Genomic DNA, 21,061 nt, shown 5'->3' on the forward strand with positions numbered 1-21,061 from the left:
AATATGAAAAAATTAACCGTTGGTTTAATTGGTAATCCTAATTCCGGCAAGACTACCCTGTTTAATCAGCTGACCGGCGCCCGCCAGCGCGTGGGCAACTGGGCCGGGGTCACCGTTGAGCGTAAAGAGGGCGTGTTCGCCACCACTGACCACCAGGTCACGCTGGTCGACCTCCCGGGAACCTACTCTCTGACCACCATCTCTTCGCAAACCTCGCTGGACGAGCAGATCGCCTGCCACTACATCCTCAGCGGCGACGCCGACATGCTGATTAACGTGGTCGATGCCTCCAACCTCGAGCGAAACCTCTATTTGACGCTGCAGCTGCTCGAGCTGGGGATCCCCTGCGTCGTGGCGCTGAACATGCTGGATATTGCCGAAAAGCAGCAGGTGCGTATCGATATCGATGCCCTCGCCGCACGCCTCGGCTGCCCGGTCATTCCGCTGGTTTCGACCCGCGGACGCGGGATCGAAGCGCTGAAGATTGCCCTCGACCGTCATCAGGCGAACAGCGATATCGAGCTGGTCCACTATCCACAGCCGCTGCTGCGCGAAGCCGACCTGCTGGCGCAGCAGATGTCAGCGCAGATCCCGGCCCGGCAGCGGCGCTGGCTTGGTCTGCAGATGCTGGAGGGCGACATCTACAGCCGGGCCTATGCCGGCGACGCCGCCGATAAACTGGATATCGCCCTGGCGAATCTCAGCGACGAGATCGACGACCCGGCTCTGCATATCGCTGACGCGCGCTATCAGACCATCGCCGCCATTTGCGACGCCGTCAGTAACACCCTGACCGCCGAGCCAAGCCGCTTCACCGCGGCGATGGACAAAGTGATCCTCAACCGCTTCCTCGGGTTGCCGATTTTTCTCTTTGTTATGTACCTGATGTTCCTGCTGGCCATCAACATCGGCGGCGCGCTGCAGCCGATTTTCGACGCCGGCTCGGTCGCGGTCTTTATTCACGGTATTCAATGGCTGGGTTACACCCTGCACTTCCCGGACTGGCTGACCGTCTTCCTCGCCCAGGGGATCGGCGGCGGTATCAACACCGTACTGCCGCTGGTGCCGCAGATCGGCATGATGTATCTGTTCCTCTCCTTCCTCGAGGACTCCGGCTACATGGCGCGCGCCGCCTTTGTCATGGACCGCCTGATGCAAGCACTCGGCCTGCCGGGGAAATCCTTTGTCCCGTTGATTGTCGGTTTCGGCTGCAACGTGCCGTCGGTGATGGGCGCCCGCACCCTCGACGCCCCGCGCGAACGTCTGATGACCATTATGATGGCGCCGTTTATGTCCTGCGGCGCGCGGCTGGCGATCTTCGCCGTCTTCGCGGCCGCCTTCTTTGGTCAGAACGGCGCGCTGGCGGTCTTCTCGCTCTACGTGCTGGGCATTGTGATGGCCATTCTCACCGGCCTGATGCTGAAGCACACCATTATGCGCGGCGAAGCCTCGCCGTTCGTGATGGAGCTGCCGGTGTACCACGTCCCGCATATTAAGAGCCTGATTATCCAGACCTGGCAGCGCCTGAAAGGCTTTGTGCTGCGCGCCGGGAAGGTGATCGTCATTGTCAGCATCTTCCTCAGCGCGCTGAACAGCTTCTCGCTGAGCGGTAAGGTCGTCGACAACATCAACGACTCCGCGCTGGCCTCGGTGAGCCGGGTCATCACTCCGCTGTTTAAGCCGATCGGCGTGCATGAAGATAACTGGCAGGCCACCGTGGGTCTGTTTACCGGCGCAATGGCGAAGGAGGTGGTGGTCGGTACGCTGAACACCCTCTATACCGCCGAAGATATCCAAAACGAGGAGTTCAATCCGCAGACCTTCAGCCTCGGCGAGGAACTGCTGGCCGCCGTCGACGAAACATGGCAGGGACTGAAAGACACCTTCAGCCTCAGCGTCCTGGCCAACCCCATCGAAGCCAGCAAAGGCGATGGCGAAATGGCCACCGGCGCGATGGGCGTGATGGGCAGTAAATTTGGCAGCGCCGCGGCGGCTTACAGCTACCTGATCTTCGTTCTTCTCTATATCCCCTGCATCTCGGTGATGGGGGCCATCGCCCGCGAATCGAGCCGCGGCTGGATGACCTTCTCCATTCTGTGGGGACTGAATATCGCCTATTCGCTCTCGACGCTCTACTACCAGACCGTCAGCTTTAGCGACCATCCGCGCTACAGCCTGGTGTGTATCCTGGCGGTGATATTGTTCAACGTGGTGCTCTTCGGTCTGCTGCGTCGGGCGCGCAGCCGGGTTGACGTCTCGCTGCTGGCCACCCGGAAAACGCCGGCCTCCTGCTGTTCCAGCCCGGCTGGCGATTGCCACTAAGGAGGATCTGTGGCGTCGTTAATGGAAGTCCGCGATATGCTGGCCCTGCAGGGCCGCATGGAGGCGAAACAGCTCAGCGCCCGCCTGCGGACGCCTCAGCCGCTGATTGACGCCATGCTCGAACGCATGGAAGCCATGGGTAAGGTGGTACGGATCAGCGAAACCAGCGAGGGCTGTCTCTCCGGCAGCTGTAAAAGCTGTCCTGAAGGGAAAGCGGCGTGCCAGCAGGAGTGGTGGGCGCTGCGATGAAGGGAGTAAGGCCTGCCAGCGCCACGGGATAAAACGAGTGCGACAGCAGGGAAAAACGGGCCAGCAGGCCCGTTTTTTATGACTGGATTATTTATACACGTCAGCGTTAGCGTGAACGGTTTTTTCGTTTTTCTGCCCGGCAATCACCACAAAGTATTTTCCACCCAGCTCATCGGCTTTTTTCGACAGATCGCGTCGGGCGTCCATCGGCGAGGTCGTCCTTGAGGTCGTGATGCTGCCGACCTTGGTCAGATTCATCTTCGCCACGTCCTCTTTTTGGATCTCTTTCGCTGCGAATGCGCCAAAAGACAGACAGCCAATCACCAGAGATGCAACCATTCCTGTAACAAGTTTCATAGCCTCTACTCTCCATTAGGTTGTTATTTTAGGTCACGGTGGCGGAATGAAATAATCAACCACCGTAACAACCTAAGTATTGCTGTGAATGGCCCTTTTACCATGGCGCGGCAAAAAAAATTACCCCAGCCGTTTTTTCAACGCCAGCAGCGGCTCGCAGAAGGCCGCGGGATGGGAAACAAACGGCGCATGCGCTGCCTTGTCAAAGAGAATGGACTCACTATCCGGCCATAGCTTATCCAGCAGCGGGACAATCTTACGCGGCACCAGCCCGTCCAGCCGACCGTACAGCCGCAGAAACGGCATCGGCAGTCCGACCAGCGCCTGACGCAGATCGACGGTTCTGAGGATCTCCAGACCGCCGTTCAGCGCCTCAGCGGAAGGCATCGGCAGCGAGAGCACCGCCTGCTTTAACGCCCGCGCATCCTGACGGGCGCTCTCCGTTCCCATGGTTTGCAGGGCGAGGAACCGCTCGACGGTACGCTGGAAATCCTCGCTCAGCTGCTGCTGAAACCCGGCCAGCACCTCCGGCTTGATGCCCGGCCAGTCCTCATGGGCCGCGAAACAGGGGGAAGAAGCGACCGTTACCAGCGCCTGTACCCGTTGCGGGCACCTTATCGCTATCTGGCTGGCCACCAGCCCGCCCAGGCTCCAGCCCAGCCACACCGCCTGAGGCGGAGCCTGCTCAAGCACCCGCTGCGCCATCGCCTCCAGCGACATCGCCCCAAACCCGCCGCTACGGCCATAGCCCGGCAGGTCCACCAGGTGAAGGGTAAAATGCGAAGCCAGCTGCGGCGTGATGCAATCCCAGACCTGAGCGTTCAGCCCCCAACCGTGCAGCAGCACAAGATGACAATCACCTTCGCCGATTGTTTGCCACCAGATGTCGTTCATCCGTTACCGTTCTCTTTTTTACTGGACAGAAGGCCAAATATGCTAACAGCACACAGCTTATGCTGGCTATGCCAAATGCCGCTGGCGGTCGCCCGCTGGGGGATCTGCTCTCGCTGCAGCCGCGCCCTGCTCGCCTGCCCCCCGCTCTGCCCGCAATGCGGCCTGCCGTCGGCAATGTCCCGGCATCCCTGCGGCCGCTGCCTGCAAAAGCCGCCTCCCTGGCATCGGATGGTGGCGGTCAATGACTATCGTCCGCCGCTGAGCGATCTGGTGCGGCAGCTGAAGTTTCACCATCGTCCGGAACTGGGCCCCGCCCTGGCGCGCCTGCTGCTGCTGCGCCTTAAACAGCGTGACGATTTGCCGCCGGTAGACGCGCTGGTCGGCGTGCCGCTGGGGCATCGCCGCCGCTGGCGCCGGGGTTATAATCAGTGCGATGAGCTGTGCCGACCGTTAGCCCGCTGGCGTGGGTGCGTCTGGCGTCGCGACGGCCTGACGCGCCAGCGAGCGGGCGCCGTGCAGCATTCGCTTAATGCCCGCCTGCGCAGGCAGAACCTGAAAAATGCCTTTCAGCTTGAATTTGCCGTGCAGGGACTCCATATCGCTCTGGTGGATGATGTCGTCACGACCGGCAGCACCGTCGCCGAGATATCCCGCCTGCTTTTGCGAAACGGCGCCGCGACGGTTCAGGTATGGTGTGTATGCCGTACCTTGTAGACCCCCGCTGATGGGCGTATTATAACCCAGTAAAATAGTCAACTATTAGGCCAACGCTATGATCCGTATTTCCGATGCTGCACAAGCGCACTTTGCCAAACTGCTGGCAAATCAGGAAGAAGGGACGCAAATTCGCGTATTTGTGATTAATCCCGGCACCCCAAACGCTGAGTGCGGCGTATCCTACTGCCCACCGGATGCGGTGGAAGACACCGACACGGCGCTGAAATTTGAACAGCTGACCGCCTATGTCGATGAGCTCAGCGCGCCCTATCTGGAAGACGCTGAAATTGATTTCGTCACCGACCAGCTTGGCTCGCAGCTGACCCTGAAAGCGCCGAACGCCAAAATGCGCAAAGTCGCTGACGATGCCCCGCTGATGGAGCGCGTCGAGTACCTGCTGCAGTCACAGATTAACCCGCAGCTGGCCGGGCACGGCGGCCGCGTGTCGCTGATGGAGATCACCGACGACGGTCTGGCTATCCTGCAGTTCGGCGGCGGATGCAACGGCTGCTCGATGGTCGACGTGACCCTGAAAGAAGGTATTGAAAAACAGCTGCTGAACGAGTTTCCGGAGCTGAAAGGGGTTCGCGATCTGACCGAGCACCAGCGCGGCGAGCACTCCTACTACTAAGCCTTCCCTCCGGCGGCAGCCTGTCGCCGGCTCTCCTTTCTCCTTTCTGTGTTACCGCGCAACATCTCCCGCTACACGACCGGCAAAAACCGGGGAAAGAGTATGACTTAAGTCTCATATTTAACATTTTCCCCCGCCAGGTGATTCTCAACCCTCACATGTTACCCGTATCATCCCCTTCAGGCGCCACCGGCAAAAAAATAGCCAGCTATCCTTTCTCTGGGTAAGGATAATGCAAGCGTTTACGGTGCCAGACTATTTTGCTCCCTGACGGAGCGAATGTTGTAAAGGTTGAAACTTTGACGTTACCCATAACAAATTAAGGCCAGGTAAATCATGCCATTAATCATCGTTGCTATCGGGGTTGCCCTGTTATTGCTGTTAATGATCCGTTTCAAAATGAACGGCTTCATTGCGCTGGTTCTGGTGGCGCTCGCCGTCGGATTAATGCAGGGTATGCCGCTGGATAAAGTGATCGTCTCCATCAAGAACGGCGTCGGCGGTACCCTTGGCAGCCTCGCGCTGATCATGGGCTTCGGCGCTATGCTCGGTAAGCTGCTGGCAGACTGCGGCGGCGCGCAGCGTATCGCCACCACGCTTATCAATAAATTCGGTAAGAAGCATATTCAATGGGCCGTGGTCCTGACCGGCTTCACCGTCGGTTTCGCCCTGTTCTATGAGGTGGGCTTCGTGCTGATGCTGCCGCTGGTGTTTACCATCGCCGCCTCGGCCCGTATTCCGCTGCTGTACGTCGGCGTACCGATGGCCGCCGCGCTCTCCGTCACCCATGGCTTCCTGCCGCCGCACCCGGGTCCGACCGCGATCGCCACCATCTTCCACGCCGATATGGGTAAAACGCTGCTCTACGGCACCATTCTGGCTATCCCGACGGTTATTCTCGCCGGCCCGGTTTTCGCCCGTTTCCTGAAAGGCATTGATAAGCCGATCCCGGAAGGCCTGCATAACCCGAAAGTGTTCACTGAAGAAGAGATGCCTGGCTTTGGCGTCAGCGTCTGGACCTCGCTGGTTCCGGTGATCCTGATGGCGATGCGCGCCGTTGCCGAGATGATCCTGCCGAAGGGCCACGCCTTCTTGCCGATTGCCGAGTTCTTCGGCGACCCGGTCATGGCCACCCTGATTGCGGTACTGATCGCGCTGTTCACCTTCGGTTTGAACCGCGGCCGCTCCATGGAGCAGATCAACGATACCCTGACCTCTTCGATTAAAATCATCGCCATGATGCTGTTGATCATCGGCGGCGGCGGCGCCTTCAAACAGGTGCTGGTGGATAGCGGCATGGATAAATATATCGCTTCTATCATGCACGAATCGAATATGTCTCCGCTGTTTATGGCCTGGTCCATCGCCGCGGTGCTGCGTATCGCGCTGGGTTCGGCGACCGTTGCCGCCATCACCGCGGGCGGGATCGCCGCGCCGCTGATCGCCACCACCGGCGTCAGCCCGGAGCTGATGGTTATCGCGGTCGGCTCCGGCAGCGTTATCTTCTCCCACGTGAACGATCCGGGCTTCTGGCTGTTCAAAGAGTACTTTAACCTGACCATCGGCGAGACCATCAGGTCCTGGTCGGTGCTGGAAACCATTATCTCGGTCTGCGGCCTGGTAGGCTGTCTGCTGCTGGGGATGGTGGTGTAAGGTTACTCCCGCCATAGAAAAAGGCCGGTCCGCATGATGCGGACCGGCCTTTTTTATCGGACATACTCTTCGCCGCGCTGAGGTGCGCGCGGCGGGGAGTCATCAGGAGGCGGCTTTTTTGCTCGCCGCCTTGCGCCGTTTATCCAGATCCTTAATCAGCTTATTGACCTGTTCATCGGCAAACATCTGCTCAAGGGTGACGGACAGCTTCCGGCGCCAGTTTGGGTACTCAGTGCTGGTGCCCGGAATATTGACCGGCGACGCCATCTCCAGCCAGTCTTCCGGCTGCAGGCCCAGCAGGGCGCTGTTGCTGTCGGCAATATAACGTTGCATCCCCCGGTTGAGGATCCCCGTCATGCTCATCAGGGAGGCCTTATGGCCGGCACGCTTGGGCAGACAGCCGTACTTATGCAGCGCATCCAGCAGCCCTTGCTTCGCCAGCTCACGGTCCTGGTACAGCCCGCGCAGCACCACCTCATCAGGATAGAGACCCAGCGCTTTGCCTAACGTCAGATCGCCGCTTTCCCAGTAGCCGCGGAGGGTGGGCAGGTCGTGCGTCGTCGCCACAGCCATTGATTGCTCCGGGTACAGCGCCGGCGCGCGGAACGTTTTCTCTGCATCACTCTCAAAATAGAGCACCTTATACGAATAGACGCCGCTGTTGCGTAACTTGCTGACGATCTCCACCGGTACCGTGCCCAGATCTTCGCCGATCACCATGCAGCGATGACGCTGGCTTTCCAGCGCCAGAAGCGACAGCAGATCGTCGACGGGATACTGAACGTAAGCGCCATGGTCGGCGGTTTCACCATAGGGGATCCACCACAGACGCAGCACCGACATCACGTGATCGATACGCAGCGCGCCGCAGTTCTGCATATTGGCGCGCAGCAGGTCGATAAACGGCTCATAGGCGCGAGCGGCAATAATATGCGGATCCATCGGCGGCAGGCCCCAGTTCTGGCCCAGCGGGCCCAGAATATCCGGCGGCGCGCCCACGGACGCTTTCAGACAGTACAGCTCACGGTCGCACCAGGTCTCCGACCCGCCTTCGGCGACGCCCACCGCCAGATCGCGGTAGAGGCCGATCGGCATCCCGTCGCGCTGGCTGGTTTCCCAGCAGGCGGCAAACTGGCTCCAGGCCAGCCACTGCAGCCAGAGATAGAAACTGACGTCGTCCTCATGCTCGACGCAGAAGGCTTTCACCTCCGGGCTGTCGATATCCTGAAAGGCCTTCGGCCAGGCCGGCCAGCCCCAGCGCAGCGGGTCCTGTTGAACCTGCCAGGCGTGCAGCGCATCGAAAGCGGCCTGCCAGTAGAGGCTTTCCCCTTCGCGCAGAACAAACTCGCGGAACGCCGTCATCTGTTCATCTTCACGACGGGAGAATCGTTTCCACGCCATACGCAGCGCGGTCATTTTCAGCGTGGTGACGGCGGTGTAATCCACATCATCCGTTTGCCGCGCCGCCTGCAAGGCCTGCTGGGTCGCAGCGGACTGCCACCACGCCTGCGCCTCTTCGCTACGCTGGAAATCTTCAACCGCGTTGACGTCGATGTAGATGACGTTCAGCCAGCGCCGTGAAGACGGGCTATACGGACTGGCGCTCTCCGGGTTCGCCGGATAGAGGGCATGGATCGGGTTGAGGCCAATAAACGACCCGCCGCGGCGGGCGATTTCCGGGAGCATGGCGCGCAGATCGCCAAAATCGCCGATCCCCCAGTTTTTCTCCGAACGCAGGGTATACAGCTGCACGCAGGTGCCCCACAGCTTTTTCCCCTCTTTCAGCGGCTGCGGCTCATAGCAGCGGGCCGGGGCGACGATGGTCCGGCAGTGCCAGCGCTCCCCCTCCTGGGTGAGCGTCAGGGAGTGATACCCCTCCGGCAGTCTGGCCGGCAGCGGCAGCGTCTCGCCGCCGCGGGTTTTACCCTGATACTGCTTACCGTCCTCAGTGGTCAGGATCCACTGATACTCACCGCGTCCTGCCACCGGCAGCGACATTTTTTTGCCGTGGGTGAAGATCTTCACGTTCGGCAGCGGGTTAACCGCCACTTTCGTGGCGGCGGTTGAGCGATGCATCGCATCCAGCAGACGCTGTTTGGTGACAGCCGCGATAGACTGCGGCTTGCCGTGCGCGTTGATATAGCTGGGGCTGATGCCCGCCGCCAGCGCGGCATTATCGAGGCGTTTACTCTCCATAGGCCTTCCTTTAGCGTTTCGCCTGCCAGATACGTTGCTGATAATCGCGGATCGAGCGGTCGGAGCTGAACATGCCGCAGCGCGCAGTGTTGAGGATTGTCGCGCGGGTCCAGGCCTCCTGGTCGCGATACAGCTCATCTACCCGTTTTTGCGCCGCCACGTAGGCTTCGAAATCGGCCAGCACCAGATACGGGTCGCCGCCCTGCAGCAGACTATGCAGCATCTGGTCGAAGGCATGCTTATCGCCGTTGCTATAGGTGCCGTTCTCCAGCTCCTTAAGCACTGCATCGAGCAGTTTGTCTTTTTTACGCCATTTCAGCGGATCGTAGCCTTTCGCTTTCAGGGCTTTCACTTCTTCTACCGTGTGGCCGAAGATAAAGATGTTCTCTTCACCGACCTGCTCGGCGATTTCCACGTTGGCGCCATCCAGCGTCCCGACGGTCAGCGCGCCGTTCAGCGCCAGCTTCATGTTGCCGGTGCCAGAGGCTTCTTTGCCCGCGGTGGAGATCTGCTCGGAAATATCCGCCGCCGGGATCAGTTTTTCCGCAGCCGATACACAATAGTCCGGCAGGAAGACCACTTTCAGCTTATCGCCGACTTTCGGGTCGTTGTTGATCGCTTCCGCTACCTTGTTGATGGCAAAAATAATGTTTTTCGCCAGATAGTAGCCCGGCGCCGCTTTCGCGCCGAACAGGAAGACGCGCGGAACGCGGTCGGCCTGCGGGTTTTCGCGGATCTCTTTGTACAGCGCAAGGATATGCAGCAGGTTGAGGTGCTGACGCTTGTACTCGTGCAGACGTTTGATCTGAATGTCGAAAATCGCCTGCGGGTTGATCTCAATCCCGGTACGTTGCTTCACAAACTCAGCCAGATGAACTTTGTTGGCCTGCTTGATATCGCGATAAGTCTGACGGAATGCCGCATCGTCAGCATATTTTTCCAGATTGATCAGCTGGTCGAGGTCATTGGCCCACTCTTTTTTCAGCGTCTCATCCAGCAGCGTGGCCAGCGCCGGGTTGCACTGCTTGATCCAGCGGCGCGGCGTGATGCCGTTGGTCACGTTATGGAATTTGTTCGGCCACAGCTGGTTATATTCCGGGAACAGATCTTTCACCACCAGGTCCGAGTGCAGCGCCGCCACGCCGTTGACGGCAAAACCGCCCACCACGCACATGTTGGCCATCCGCACCTGCTTGTCATGCACCACCGCCAGTTTCGCCCAGACCTGCTTATCGCCCGGCCAGGTTTTGTCCACCAGCAGTTTAAATTTGTCGTTAATCGCGTTGATGATCTGCATATGGCGCGGCAGCAGCGCTTTCACCAGCTTCTCATCCCAGCACTCCAGCGCTTCCGGCATCAGGGTATGGTTGGTGTAAGCAAAGGTTTTGCTGGTGATCGCCCAGGCGTCGTCCCAGCTCAGCTGGTGCTCGTCGATCAGCACGCGCAGCAGTTCCGGGATGGCGATGGTCGGGTGCGTATCGTTCAGCTGGATCACTTCGTAATCCGCCAGCTCGGCCAGCTTGCGGCCTGCCAGATGATGACGACGCAGGATATCGGCCACTGAGCAGGCGCACTGGAAGTACTGCTGCATCAGGCGCAGTTTTTTACCGGCCTGATGGTTGTCGTTCGGGTACAGCACCTTAGTCAGTTTTTCCGCGTCGATGCCCTGCTGCTCGGCGCGCAGGAAATCGCCGTCGTTGAATTTGGTCAGGTTAAACGGATGGGCGTGTTTGGCCTGCCACAGACGCAGCGGCTGGGCGACGTTGTTGCGATAGCCGAGCACCGGCAGATCCCAGGCTTCGCCGGTAATGACGAACGCCGGCTGCCATTCGCCGTTTTTGCTGACTTTGCCGCCGATGCCGACCTGGACATCCAGCGCCTCGTTATGGCGGAACCACGGGTAGCTGCTGCGACCCCAGTCGTCCGGGGCTTCCTTCTGCTGGCCATCGTCAAAGGATTGGCGGAACAGACCATACTGGTAATTGAGGCCGTAGCCGGTCGCCGACTGCCCCACGGTCGCCATGGAGTCGAGGAAGCAGGCTGCCAGACGGCCCAGGCCGCCGTTACCCAGCGCCGGGTCGGTCTCTTCTTCCAGCAGATCGGTGAGGTTGACGTCATAGCCTTTCAGCGCGTCGCTCACGCCCTCGTACCAGCCCAGGTTGAGCAGGTTGTTGCCGGTCAGGCGACCAATCAGAAACTCCATCGAGATGTAGTTAACGTGACGTTGTCCTTGCGCTGGTTTTGCCACCGGCTGCGCCGACAGAAGTTCCGCCAGCGCTCCGCTGACGGCGCGCCACCATTGACGCTGCGTCATCTCGGAAGCGGACTGTAAACCAAAACGCTGCCACTGACGCGTCAGTGCAGCCTGAAACTGAGCTTTGTTAAATGAAGTCTGTGACATAATGAGATCCGGGTCCTTTACTAAAACGATGGCGCTAGTGTGCCGACCTCCCGATTCATCGTCCTCATCCCGACGGGGATTAGACAGGGAGGAGTACCGGGGATGAGCGAAAAGTGTGATCCTGGCCACTATAGTGTGGGTGAGAAGGCCAAAATATGCTGTAAAAATCACCGCTGTATGACAGTCGAGATGTCACCTGTGCAGGGTAAAAATTTGTTACAGGCCACTACGCGGCAAAAAGCTTCCCGCCTTTCGCCTGGTTATTAAAAAAATAAATTGCGACCTGCGGGAAAATAAGCACATTTCATCACATTACTCCGCAAAAAAGATTACTTCTAAGAAATCACTGACAATAATTTAATAAAAACAAACAACTACTCCCGATATAAAATAAATCTCTCCCCGCTCCGCCAGCTGCCGGCTAAAAACCGCTGATGACGAGTCCTGCCTGCGATTTTTACCCATTCGCAACCAATGTCGAAATTTGTGACATAGAGCAAATTCAAGAGCATAAACTTCGGACATAACTTGCAATAAATTTCATAATCACCGACCTTATTAGATATTAATTACGAAGCGCAAAAAAAATCGCAACCTCTCTCTTGCACAGCGAAATGTAGAACTATGTTGATTCCGTCCAAATTAAGTCGTCCGGTCCGCCTTGAACACACCGTGGTTCGTGAGCGTTTACTGGCGAAACTTTCCGGCGCGAACAATTATCGTCTCGTGCTGATCACCAGTCCTGCCGGGTACGGTAAAACAACGCTCATTTCTCAGTGGGCCGCAGGTAAAAACGATCTTGGGTGGTTTTCGCTGGACGAAGGCGACAACCAGCAGGAGCGTTTTGCCAGCTATCTGATCGCGGCGATCCAGCAGGCCACCGGCAACCACTGCGCGGCCAGTGAAGCGATGGTGCAAAAGCGCCAGTACGCCAGCCTCTCCTCTCTTTTTGCGCAGCTGTTTATTGAACTCGCCGACTGGCAGCGCCCGCTGTACCTCGTCATTGATGATTATCACCTGATCAATAATCCGGTGATCCATGACGCGATGCGCTTTTTCCTGCGCCATCAGCCGGAGAATATGACCCTCGTGGTCCTGTCGCGGAACCTGCCGCAGCTGGGCATTGCCAACCTGCGCGTCCGCGATCAGCTGCTGGAGATTGGCAGCCAGCAGCTGGCCTTTACCCACCAGGAAGCGAAACAATTTTTCGACTGTCGTCTGACGTCGCCTATCGAAGCCGACGACAGCAGTCGGCTGTGCGACGACGTCGCCGGGTGGGCCACCGCGCTGCAGCTCATCGCCCTCTCCGCCCGCCAGAATAACTCCTCCGCCCAACACTCCGCCCGTCGCCTCGCCGGGATTAACGCCAGCCATCTGTCGGATTATCTGGTGGATGAAGTGCTGGATAACGTCGACGCCCGCACGCGCAACTTTTTGCTGAAGAGCTCTCTGCTGCGCTCAATGAACGACGCGTTAATCGTGCGCGTCACCGGCGAAGAGAATGGCCAGATGCAGCTGGAGGAGATCGAACGTCAGGGGCTGTTCCTGCAGCGGATGGATGATTCCGGCGAATGGTTCCGCTATCACCCGCTGTTTGGCAGTTTCCTGCGCCAGCGCTGTCAGTGGGAGCTGGCGGTTGAACTGCCGGAGATCCACCGCGCCGCGGCGGAGAGCTGGATGGCGCAAGGCTTCCCCAGCGAGGCCATCCACCATGCGCTGGCGGCCGGCGATGCCAAAATGCTGCGCGATATCTTGCTCAATCACGCCTGGGGCATGTTCAACCATAGCGAACTGGGTCTGCTGGAGCAGTCGCTGTCGGCGCTGCCCTGGTCAAATCTGCTGGAAAATCCGCGCCTGATCCTGCTGCAGGCCTGGCTGATGCAGAGCCAGCATCGCTACAGCGAAGTCAATACCCTGCTGGCGCGCGCCGAGCAGGAGATGAGCGTCGAAATGGATACCGCGATGCATGGCGACTTCAACGCCCTGCGCGCGCAGGTGGCGATTAACGACGGCGACCAGGACGAAGCGGAACGTCTGTCGATGGTGGCGCTGGAAGAGCTGCCGCTGGCCAACTATTACAGCCGCATCGTCGCCACCTCAGTACATGGCGAAGTCCTCCACTGTAAGGGGAAACTGACCAAATCTCTCGCCGTGATGCAGCAGACCGAACAGATGGCCCGCCGTCACGACGTCTGGCATTACGCCCTGTGGAGCATCATTCAGCAAAGCGAAATTCTGTTCGCCCAGGGCTTCCTGCAGGCCGCCTGGGAGAGCCAGGAGAAAGCCTTCCATCTGGTACGCGAACAGCATCTTGAGCAGCTGCCGATGCATGAGTTCCTGCTGCGCATCCGCTCTCAGCTGCTGTGGGCATGGGCGCGCCTCGACGAGGCTGAAGCCTGCGCCCGCCAGGGGATGGCGGTTCTCTCAACTTATCAACCGCAGCAGCAGCTGCAGTGCCTGGCGCTGATGGTGCAATGCTCGCTGGCGCGCGGCGATCTGGATAATGCCCGTAGCCACCTGAACCGGCTGGAAAACCTGCTCGGTAACGGTCACTACCACAGCGACTGGGTCTCCAACGCCGACAAGGTGCGGGTGATCTACTGGCAGATGACCGGCGATAAAACCGCGGCGGCCAACTGGCTGCGCCAGACGCCGAAGCCGGAATTCGCCAATAACCACTTCCTGCAGAGCCAGTGGCGCAATATTGCCCGCGCGCAGATCCTGCTGGGCGATTTCGAACCGGCGGAAATGGTGCTGGAAGAGCTGAACGAAAATGCGCGTTCACTGCGTTTGATGAGCGATCTCAACCGCAACCTGCTGCTGCTCAACCAGCTGTACTGGCAGGCAGGACGCAAGAGCGAAGCGCAGAAAGCCCTGCTGGAAGCCCTGACGCTCGCCAACCGCACCGGCTTTATCAACCACTTTGTGATTGAAGGCGAGGCGATGGCCCAGCAGCTGCGCCAGCTGATCCAGCTGAACACCCTGCCGGAGCTGGAGCAGCATCGCGCCCAGCGCATTCTGCGCGACATCAACCAGCATCATCGCCACAAATTCGCCCACTTTGACGAAGGGTTCGTCGAGCGGCTGCTGAATCACCCGGAGGTGCCGGAGCTTATCCGCACCAGCCCGCTGACCCAGCGCGAATGGCAGGTGCTTGGCTTAATCTATTCCGGCTACAGCAACGAGCAGATTGCCGGCGAGCTTGACGTGGCGGCCACCACCATCAAGACCCATATTCGCAACCTGTATCAGAAACTGGGCGTCGCCCACCGTCAGGACGCGGTGCAGCATGCCCAGCAGTTGCTTAAGATGATGGGATACGGCGTCTGACGACGCCGTTGTCGCTTAGCACAGCTCGAGCTGGAGGTTGTTATCGGTGATGACCTTGAGCACGCCCGCCGGGGGCAGCACATCGGTATAGACCGCATCGACCATGCTGATGCTGCCCATGTTGACCATCGCGTTACGGCCAAACTTGGTATGATCCACCACCAGCATCACGTGGCGTGAATTCTCAATAATCGCGCGCTTGGTGCGCACTTCATGATAATCAAACTCCAGCAGCGAGCCATCGCTGTCGACGCCGCTGATGCCGAGAATGCCGAAGTCGAGACGGAACTGCGAGATAAAGTCGAGGGTGGCTTCCCCGATGATCCCGCCGTCGCGGCTGCGCAGTTCGCCGCCGGCGAGAATAATGCGGAAGTCCTCTTTCACCATCAGCGTGTTGGCGACGTTCAGGTTATTGGTCACAATCCGCAAATCGTTGTGATCGAGCAGGGCGTGCGCCACCGCTTCCGGCGTGGTGCCGATATCGATAAACAGCGTCGCCCCGTCCGGGATCTCGCTGGCCACCCGCCGGGCGATACGCTCTTTCTCCGCCGTCTGGGTCGCTTTGCGATCGTGCCAGGAGGTGTTCACCGAGCTGGAGGGCAGCGCCGCGCCGCCGTGATGACGGAGGATCATTTTCTGTTCGGCTAAATCGTTCAGGTCGCGGCGGATGGTCTGCGGGCTGACCGCGAACTGCTCAACCAGCTCTTCCGTGCTGACGTAACCCTGTTTTTTTACCAGCTCGATAATGGCGTCATGACGTTGTGTTTGTTTCATGAAATATCCCTGGAAAAATGTCGCCTACCCGACCCCTGTCGGTAAGTCTTTATGCGCGTTTTCGCCCATGCAAGGTATCGACAAACGCCATCGCCAGGCCGGTCGCCAGACCAGCCACGTGCGCGCCGTTGGCGATCGCCATGCCGAAAACGTCAAACCAGCCAGCAATTAACCACACTAAAGAGAAGAGTATCAACCCGCGCTGCAGATAAATACCGCTCTGCGGATCGCGCTCGCCCCGCAGCCAGACATAGCCCATCAGCGCGTAAACCACACCCGACAGCCCGCCAAACCACGGGCCGCTAAACTGGTGCTGCACAAAGCCGCTCAGCAGGGCGCTGATGACGGTGATCACCACCAGCTTGCCGCTGCCGATGCGCTTTTCCACCGCGCCGCCGAGATACCACCACCATAGCAGGTTGAAGAGAATATGCATCAGCGAGAAATGCATGAAAGCATGGCTGAAATAGCGCCAGGCTTCGAACTGCAGCGAAGGATCGTAGGGCCAGGCCAGCCAAATCATCACCGGCTGATCGCCCAGCAGATTTTGCAGGATGAACACCGCGATGCAGATCAGCAGAATCGCCCAGGTGAACGGGCCGGCGTTATGCCGCAGCGTGGCAAAGAAAGGAAAGCGCTGATAGCGCAACCCGCTGTTGGTCTGACCGGACTGCCAGCTCGCCGCCAGATAGCGCGGGTCCGCCGGGTTTTCGAGAAAACGCGCCAGCTCAGCCCTGACGCGTCCGGCCTGACTCTCATCAGCCAGCCAGACGTCGCTCTGGGTGTGCTGCTGGATAGTCAGGATAATCCCCTGCGTCGCCATATAATCGACAAACGCCTGGGCCACGCGCGGGTTGGCAAAAGAGGTAATCATTAACATGCAGCGAATCGCTTATTCCACACAAAGGGAGATAGTATACCTGCCAGTCGTTAAAACGTCCCGTGCGCCACTTCCGCCGGGAAATGGCGATGCCAGGCGTCGAACCCGCCGTCAACGCTGTAGACCTTATCAAACCCCTGCTGCAGCAGATACTGCGCGGCGCCCTTGCTGCTGTTGCCGTGATAGCACATCACCATCACCGCCGTGTCAAAGTCGTTGTCACGCATAAACGCGCCCAGGGTATCGTTGGTCAGATGAAACGCGCCCGGCGTATGGCCCATCGCATAGCTTTGCGGATCGCGGATATCGACCAAAACCGCCGTCTGCTGATGCAGTTTCTGGTGCGCTTCTTCAACGTTGATACATTCAAACTGTTCCATGGTTCTCTTCTCTTTCTCGTCATGACGGGCAGTGGCCGGCCCAATTTTACCCTGTAGTGTACCGTCAGGCGGTAAAGAAACGCCAATATGTTACACCCATCACTCCAAAATGTTTTTTTGATGTTACCAAAAGCGCGTTTGTTTGCTATAGTGAGCGATATCGAGCATTTGTGAGCTTAAACGAAAGTGTGAGAGGGTAAGAACGTGGAAACCAAAGATCTGATTGTGATAGGCGGAGGCATCAACGGTGCCGGTATCGCGGCAGATGCCGCCGGGCGTGGTTTATCCGTACTGATGCTGGAAGCGCGCGATCTCGCCTGCGCCACCTCCAGCGCCAGTTCCAAACTGATCCACGGCGGGCTACGCTACCTCGAACACTACGAGTTCCGCCTGGTCAGCGAAGCGCTGGCCGAACGCGAAGTGCTGTTAAAAATGGCCCCGCATATCGCCTTCCCGATGCGCTTTCGTCTCCCGCATCGCCCGCATCTGCGTCCGGCATGGATGATCCGCATCGGCTTGTTTATGTACGATCATCTGGGCAAACGCACCAGTCTGCCGGGATCCACCGGCTTGCGTTTTGGCGCAGAATCGGTACTTAAGCCGGAAATTGTGCGCGGTTTCGAATATTCCGACTGCTGGGTCGACGATGCCCGCCTGGTGCTGGCCAACGCGCAGATGGTCGTCCGCAAAGGCGGCGAGGTGCGGACCCGCACTCGCGCCATCTCGGCAAAACGGGAGAACGGCCTGTGGGTGGTGGAAGCGGAAGATATCGATAGCGGCGAGAAGTTTACCTGGAAGGCGCGCGGTCTGGTCAATGCCACCGGTCCATGGGTCAAACAGTTCTTCGACGAAGGGATGCATCTCCGCTCGCCTTACGGTATCCGCCTGATCAAGGGCAGCCACATCGTGGTGCCGCGGGTGCATACCCAGAAGCAGGCCTACATTCTGCAAAACGAAGATAAACGTATTGTGTTTGTTATCCCGTGGATGGATGAGTTCTCCATCATCGGCACGACGGACGTCGAGTATAAAGGCGATCCGAAAGCGGTGGCCATTGATGATAAAGAGATTAATTACCTGCTGAACGTCTATAACGCGCACTTTAAAAAGACCCTCAGCCGGGACGATATCGTCTGGACCTACTCCGGCGTCCGTCCGCTGTGCGATGACGAGTCGGATTCACCGCAGGCGATCACCCGCGACTACACGCTGGATATTCACGATGAGAACGGCCAGGCGCCGCTGCTCTCCGTCTTCGGCGGGAAGCTGACCACCTATCGCAAACTGGCCGAGCATGCGCTGGAAAAACTGACCCCCTATTACAAAGGGATCGGCCCGGCATGGACCAAAACCGCGGTGCTCCCCGGCGGCGATATCGGCGGCGACCGCGACGACTACGCAGCAAAACTGCGCCGTCGCTTCCCGTTCATCAGTGAATCACTGGCCCGCCATTATGCCCGCACCTACGGGAGCAACAGCAAGTGGATCCTCAAGGAAGCCAGCGCCCTGAGCGATCTGGGGGAAGATTTCGGCCATGAGTTTTATGAAGCCGAGCTGAAGTATCTGGTTGAGCATGAATGGGTGCGCAGCCTGGATGACGCCATCTGGCGTCGAACCAAACAGGGCATGTGGCTGAATGGCGAGCAGCAGGCGCGCATCAGCGAATGGCTGGCGCAGCATGCGGGAAAGTCTGAGCTGTCGTTAGCGTCTTAACGCGCCCGGCTGCGCGGGCCTGGGGAAACGCCTGAGGCCGGATCCAACCGCAATAATGAAACAACGGGGCCAAATGGCCCCGTTGTGTTGCGTTGACTGGCTTACAGCCTTACCGGGTCGATATGCCAGATGTATTTCGCGTACTCCTGGATCGTCCGGTCGGAAGAGAAGTAGCCCATATTGGCAATATTCAGCATCGCCTTGTAGGCCCACTCTTCCGGATGTTGATACAGCTCGTCGACGCGATCCTGGCAGTCCACATAGCTACGATAGTCCGCCAGCACCTGGTAGTGGTCGCCAAAGTTAATCAGCGAATCCAGCAGGTCACGGTAGCGCCCCGGTTCCGCCGGGCTGAAAACGCCGGTACCGATCTGCGTCAGCGCCTGGTGAAGCTCTTCATCCTGCTCGTAATATTCGCGCGGTTTATAGCCGCTGCGACGCAGCTCCTCCACCTCTTCCGCGGTGTTGCCGAAGATAAAGATATTCTCTTCGCCCACGTGCTCCTGCATCTCCACGTTCGCCCCGTCGAGGGTGCCGATCGTCAGCGCGCCGTTAAGGGCAAACTTCATATTACTGGTGCCGGAGGCTTCCGTGCCTGCGAGCGAGATCTGTTCCGACAGATCTGCCGCCGGAATGATCAGCTGCGCCAGGCTGACGCTGTAGTTGGGGATAAAAACGACCTTCAGCTTGTCGCCAATCTGCGGATCGTTATTGATCACCGCCGCCACATCGTTGATCAGGTGAATAATATGCTTGGCCATGTAGTAGGCTGAAGCCGCCTTACCGGCGAAAATGTTCACCCGCGGCACCCACTCCGCCTGCGGATCGGCTTTGATCCGGTTATAGCGGGTAATGACGTGCAGCACATTCATCAGCTGGCGTTTGTACTCGTGAATGCGTTTGATCTGCACATCAAACAGCGCCTTCGGATTCACCACCACATTAAGCTGCTGCGCAATATAGCTGGCCAGCCGCTGTTTGTTTTCCAGTTTAGCCTGACGCACTGCCTGATTGACCGTCGGATAGTCGATATGCTGCTTCAGCTCGTCAAGCTGGCTCAGATCGGTCCGCCAGGTGCGGCCGATATGCTCATCCAGCACTTTGGAGAGCGGCGGGTTGGCCAGCGCCAGCCAGCGGCGCGGCGTGACGCCGTTGGTCACGTTGATAAAGCGCATCGGGAAAATTTTGGCGAATTCGGCAAACAGCGACTCCACCATCAATCGGGAATGTAGCTCCGACACCCCATTGACCTTGTGGCTGACCACCACCGCCAGCCAGGCCATCCGCACGCGACGGCCGTTTGACTCGTCGATAATCGAGGTCCGGCTGAGCAGCGCGGTATCGTTGGGATACTGCTCCTGCAGGGTCTTGAGGAAGTAGTCGTTAATCTCAAAGATAATCTGCAGATGGCGCGGGAGAATTTTGCCCAGCATATCCACCGGCCAGGTCTCGAGCGCTTCGCTCATCAAGGTATGGTTGGTATAGGAGAAGACCTGACAGGTCACCTCGAACGCCTCGTCCCAGCTGAATTTATGCTCGTCGATAAGCAGGCGCATCAACTCCGGTATCGACAGCACCGGGTGGGTGTCATTCAGGTGGATGGCTATCTTGTCCGCCAGGTTGTCATAGGTCTTATGCAACAGATAGTGGCGGTTCAGAATATCCTGCACCGTGGCCGAGACGAGGAAATACTCCTGGCGCAGGCGCAGCTCGCGGCCGGAGTAGGTCGAGTCGTCCGGATAGAGGACGCGGGAGACGTTTTCGGAGTGGTTCTTATCCTCTACCGCGGCGAAGTAGTCGCCCTGGTTAAACTTACCGAGGTTAATTTCGCTACTGGCCTGCGCGCTCCACAGACGCAGCGTGTTGGTGGCGTCGGTGTCAAAGCCGGGGATAATCTGATCGTAGGCTTCGGCAATGATCTCTTCCGTCTCTATCCAGCGGGTTTTCTTCCCCTCCTGCTGAATGCGGCCGCCGAAGCGCACTTTATAGCGGGTGTTGTGACGCTCAAACTCCCACGGGTTACCGTACTCCAGCCAGTAGTCAGGGGACTCTTTTTGCCGGCCATCGACGATATTCTGTTTAAACATCCCGTAGTCGTAGCGGATCCCGTAGCCACGTCCCGGCAGCCCCAGCGCCGCCAGGGAGTCAAGGAAGCAGGCCGCCAGGCGGCCCAGACCGCCGTTGCCAAGCCCCGGGTCGTTCTCTTCATCGATCAGCTCTTCGAGATCGAGCCCCATCTCCGCCAGCGCGCTGCTCACATCGTCATAGATGCCGAGCGACAACAGGGCATTCGAGAGGGTACGGCCGATCAGGAACTCCATCGACAGATAGTATACCTGGCGCACTTCCTGCGAGAGCTGCGCGCGGTTGGAGCGCAGCCAGCGCTCCACCATGCGATCGCGAACGGCAAACAGCGTGGCGTTAAGCCATTCATGCTTGTTGGCGATGGCCGGATCTTTACCGATGATAAACATCAGCTTATAGGCAATAGAATGTTTTAACGCCTCAACGCTCAGCGTCGGTGATGCATAGCTAAAGGGTACATTCATAACAATGACTCCAGT

15 protein-coding genes are annotated in these 21,061 nt (G+C 58.7%); 7 read left to right on the forward strand and 8 right to left on the reverse strand.

Annotated features, from left to right (window positions below; genetic code table 11):
* Window positions 1-3: 3 nt before the first annotated feature.
* Together feoB and feoC are read left to right on the forward strand one after the other, a co-directional pair.
* Entirely contained in the window at window positions 4-2,322 is a 2,319-nt protein-coding gene (gene feoB, locus ACOI6Z_RS16935) for a Fe(2+) transporter permease subunit FeoB (RefSeq protein WP_032454235.1), read from the forward strand.
* Window positions 2,323-2,331: 9 nt separating this feature from the next.
* The gene (gene feoC / locus ACOI6Z_RS16940; protein ID WP_004202151.1) at window positions 2,332-2,571 is read left to right on the forward strand and encodes a [Fe-S]-dependent transcriptional repressor FeoC; all 240 of its coding nucleotides are present in this window, start codon (window positions 2,332-2,334) and stop codon (window positions 2,569-2,571) included.
* An 87-nt stretch (window positions 2,572-2,658) separates the two neighbouring features.
* On the opposite strand, the gene ACOI6Z_RS16945 is transcribed toward feoC, so the two are convergent.
* Complete coding sequence (locus tag ACOI6Z_RS16945) at window positions 2,659-2,928, reverse strand: YdgH/BhsA/McbA-like domain containing protein (RefSeq protein WP_004202149.1); 270 nt, start codon at window positions 2,926-2,928, stop codon at window positions 2,659-2,661.
* A gap of 120 nt (window positions 2,929-3,048) precedes the next feature.
* A complete protein-coding gene (gene bioH, locus ACOI6Z_RS16950; protein WP_023291206.1) occupies window positions 3,049-3,822 on the reverse strand; it encodes a pimeloyl-ACP methyl ester esterase BioH in 774 nt (257 codons plus the stop codon).
* Window positions 3,823-3,861: 39 nt separating this feature from the next.
* Here bioH and gntX point away from each other — a divergent pair, with 39 nt between their 5' ends.
* The 3 genes from gntX (at window position 3,862) to gntT (ending at window position 6,823) form a co-directional block, all read left to right on the forward strand.
* Window positions 3,862-4,536: a DNA utilization protein GntX gene (gene gntX, locus ACOI6Z_RS16955; RefSeq protein WP_023291207.1), complete on the forward strand. Its 675-nt coding sequence runs from the start codon at window positions 3,862-3,864 to the stop codon at window positions 4,534-4,536.
* Window positions 4,537-4,594: 58 nt separating this feature from the next.
* Window positions 4,595-5,170, forward strand: a complete 576-nt coding sequence (nfuA, locus tag ACOI6Z_RS16960; protein WP_004202143.1) for a Fe-S biogenesis protein NfuA — start codon at window positions 4,595-4,597, stop codon at window positions 5,168-5,170.
* Window positions 5,171-5,506: 336 nt separating this feature from the next.
* Window positions 5,507-6,823 carry a gluconate transporter gene (gntT, locus tag ACOI6Z_RS16965; RefSeq protein WP_008806999.1) on the forward strand — a complete coding sequence of 439 codons (1,317 nt, stop codon included), beginning with the start codon at window positions 5,507-5,509 and terminating at the stop codon, window positions 6,821-6,823.
* 102 nt (window positions 6,824-6,925) lie between these two features.
* Here gntT and malQ read toward each other — a convergent pair whose 3' ends face one another.
* Both malQ and malP read right to left on the reverse strand, forming a co-directional pair.
* Window positions 6,926-9,019, reverse strand: coding sequence for a 4-alpha-glucanotransferase (malQ, locus tag ACOI6Z_RS16970; protein WP_023291208.1), 2,094 nt, complete (start codon window positions 9,017-9,019; stop codon window positions 6,926-6,928).
* 10 nt (window positions 9,020-9,029) lie between these two features.
* Window positions 9,030-11,420 carry a maltodextrin phosphorylase gene (malP, locus tag ACOI6Z_RS16975; protein ID WP_023291209.1) on the reverse strand — a complete coding sequence of 797 codons (2,391 nt, stop codon included), beginning with the start codon at window positions 11,418-11,420 and terminating at the stop codon, window positions 9,030-9,032.
* A gap of 624 nt (window positions 11,421-12,044) precedes the next feature.
* On the opposite strand from malP, the gene malT reads away from it, so the two are divergent.
* Complete coding sequence (malT, locus tag ACOI6Z_RS16980) at window positions 12,045-14,750, forward strand: HTH-type transcriptional regulator MalT (protein ID WP_023291210.1); 2,706 nt, start codon at window positions 12,045-12,047, stop codon at window positions 14,748-14,750.
* Window positions 14,751-14,765: 15 nt separating this feature from the next.
* Here the strand turns inward: malT and ACOI6Z_RS16985 are convergent, their stop codons facing one another.
* From ACOI6Z_RS16985 to glpE, 3 genes are read right to left on the reverse strand one after another with little or no spacing between them, the layout of a single operon-like run.
* Window positions 14,766-15,524 (reverse strand): DeoR/GlpR family transcriptional regulator, encoded by a 759-nt coding sequence (locus ACOI6Z_RS16985; protein WP_002920548.1) that lies wholly within the window; start codon window positions 15,522-15,524, stop codon window positions 14,766-14,768.
* 49 nt (window positions 15,525-15,573) lie between these two features.
* Window positions 15,574-16,404 (reverse strand): rhomboid family intramembrane serine protease GlpG, encoded by an 831-nt coding sequence (gene glpG / locus ACOI6Z_RS16990; protein WP_004151408.1) that lies wholly within the window; start codon window positions 16,402-16,404, stop codon window positions 15,574-15,576.
* 50 nt (window positions 16,405-16,454) lie between these two features.
* Window positions 16,455-16,784 carry a thiosulfate sulfurtransferase GlpE gene (glpE, locus tag ACOI6Z_RS16995; protein WP_023291211.1) on the reverse strand — a complete coding sequence of 110 codons (330 nt, stop codon included), beginning with the start codon at window positions 16,782-16,784 and terminating at the stop codon, window positions 16,455-16,457.
* Window positions 16,785-16,988: 204 nt separating this feature from the next.
* Here glpE and glpD point away from each other — a divergent pair, with 204 nt between their 5' ends.
* Window positions 16,989-18,497 carry a glycerol-3-phosphate dehydrogenase gene (glpD, locus tag ACOI6Z_RS17000; protein WP_065812632.1) on the forward strand — a complete coding sequence of 503 codons (1,509 nt, stop codon included), beginning with the start codon at window positions 16,989-16,991 and terminating at the stop codon, window positions 18,495-18,497.
* A gap of 101 nt (window positions 18,498-18,598) precedes the next feature.
* Here the strand turns inward: glpD and glgP are convergent, their stop codons facing one another.
* Complete coding sequence (gene glgP, locus ACOI6Z_RS17005) at window positions 18,599-21,046, reverse strand: glycogen phosphorylase (protein WP_023291212.1); 2,448 nt, start codon at window positions 21,044-21,046, stop codon at window positions 18,599-18,601.
* Between the last annotated feature and the right edge of the window lie 15 nt (window positions 21,047-21,061).

The organism is Klebsiella sp. C239 (assembly GCF_048822715.1).
GTDB lineage: Bacteria > Pseudomonadota > Gammaproteobacteria > Enterobacterales > Enterobacteriaceae > Klebsiella > Klebsiella quasipneumoniae.

Coding starts and splice junctions, on each gene's coding strand:
- feoB (WP_032454235.1), top strand. CDS start 4: ATGAAAAAATTAACCGTTGGTTTAATTGGTAATCCTAATTCCGGCAAG.
- bioH (WP_023291206.1), bottom strand. CDS start 3,822: ATGAACGACATCTGGTGGCAAACAATCGGCGAAGGTGATTGTCATCTT.
- ACOI6Z_RS16985 (WP_002920548.1), bottom strand. CDS start 15,524: ATGAAACAAACACAACGTCATGACGCCATTATCGAGCTGGTAAAAAAA.
- glpG (WP_004151408.1), bottom strand. CDS start 16,404: ATGTTAATGATTACCTCTTTTGCCAACCCGCGCGTGGCCCAGGCGTTT.
- malP (WP_023291209.1), bottom strand. CDS start 11,420: ATGTCACAGACTTCATTTAACAAAGCTCAGTTTCAGGCTGCACTGACG.
- gntX (WP_023291207.1), top strand. CDS start 3,862: ATGCTAACAGCACACAGCTTATGCTGGCTATGCCAAATGCCGCTGGCG.
- malQ (WP_023291208.1), bottom strand. CDS start 9,019: ATGGAGAGTAAACGCCTCGATAATGCCGCGCTGGCGGCGGGCATCAGC.
- glpE (WP_023291211.1), bottom strand. CDS start 16,784: ATGGAACAGTTTGAATGTATCAACGTTGAAGAAGCGCACCAGAAACTG.
- ACOI6Z_RS16945 (WP_004202149.1), bottom strand. CDS start 2,928: ATGAAACTTGTTACAGGAATGGTTGCATCTCTGGTGATTGGCTGTCTG.
- nfuA (WP_004202143.1), top strand. CDS start 4,595: ATGATCCGTATTTCCGATGCTGCACAAGCGCACTTTGCCAAACTGCTG.
- malT (WP_023291210.1), top strand. CDS start 12,045: ATGTTGATTCCGTCCAAATTAAGTCGTCCGGTCCGCCTTGAACACACC.
- gntT (WP_008806999.1), top strand. CDS start 5,507: ATGCCATTAATCATCGTTGCTATCGGGGTTGCCCTGTTATTGCTGTTA.
- glgP (WP_023291212.1), bottom strand. CDS start 21,046: ATGAATGTACCCTTTAGCTATGCATCACCGACGCTGAGCGTTGAGGCG.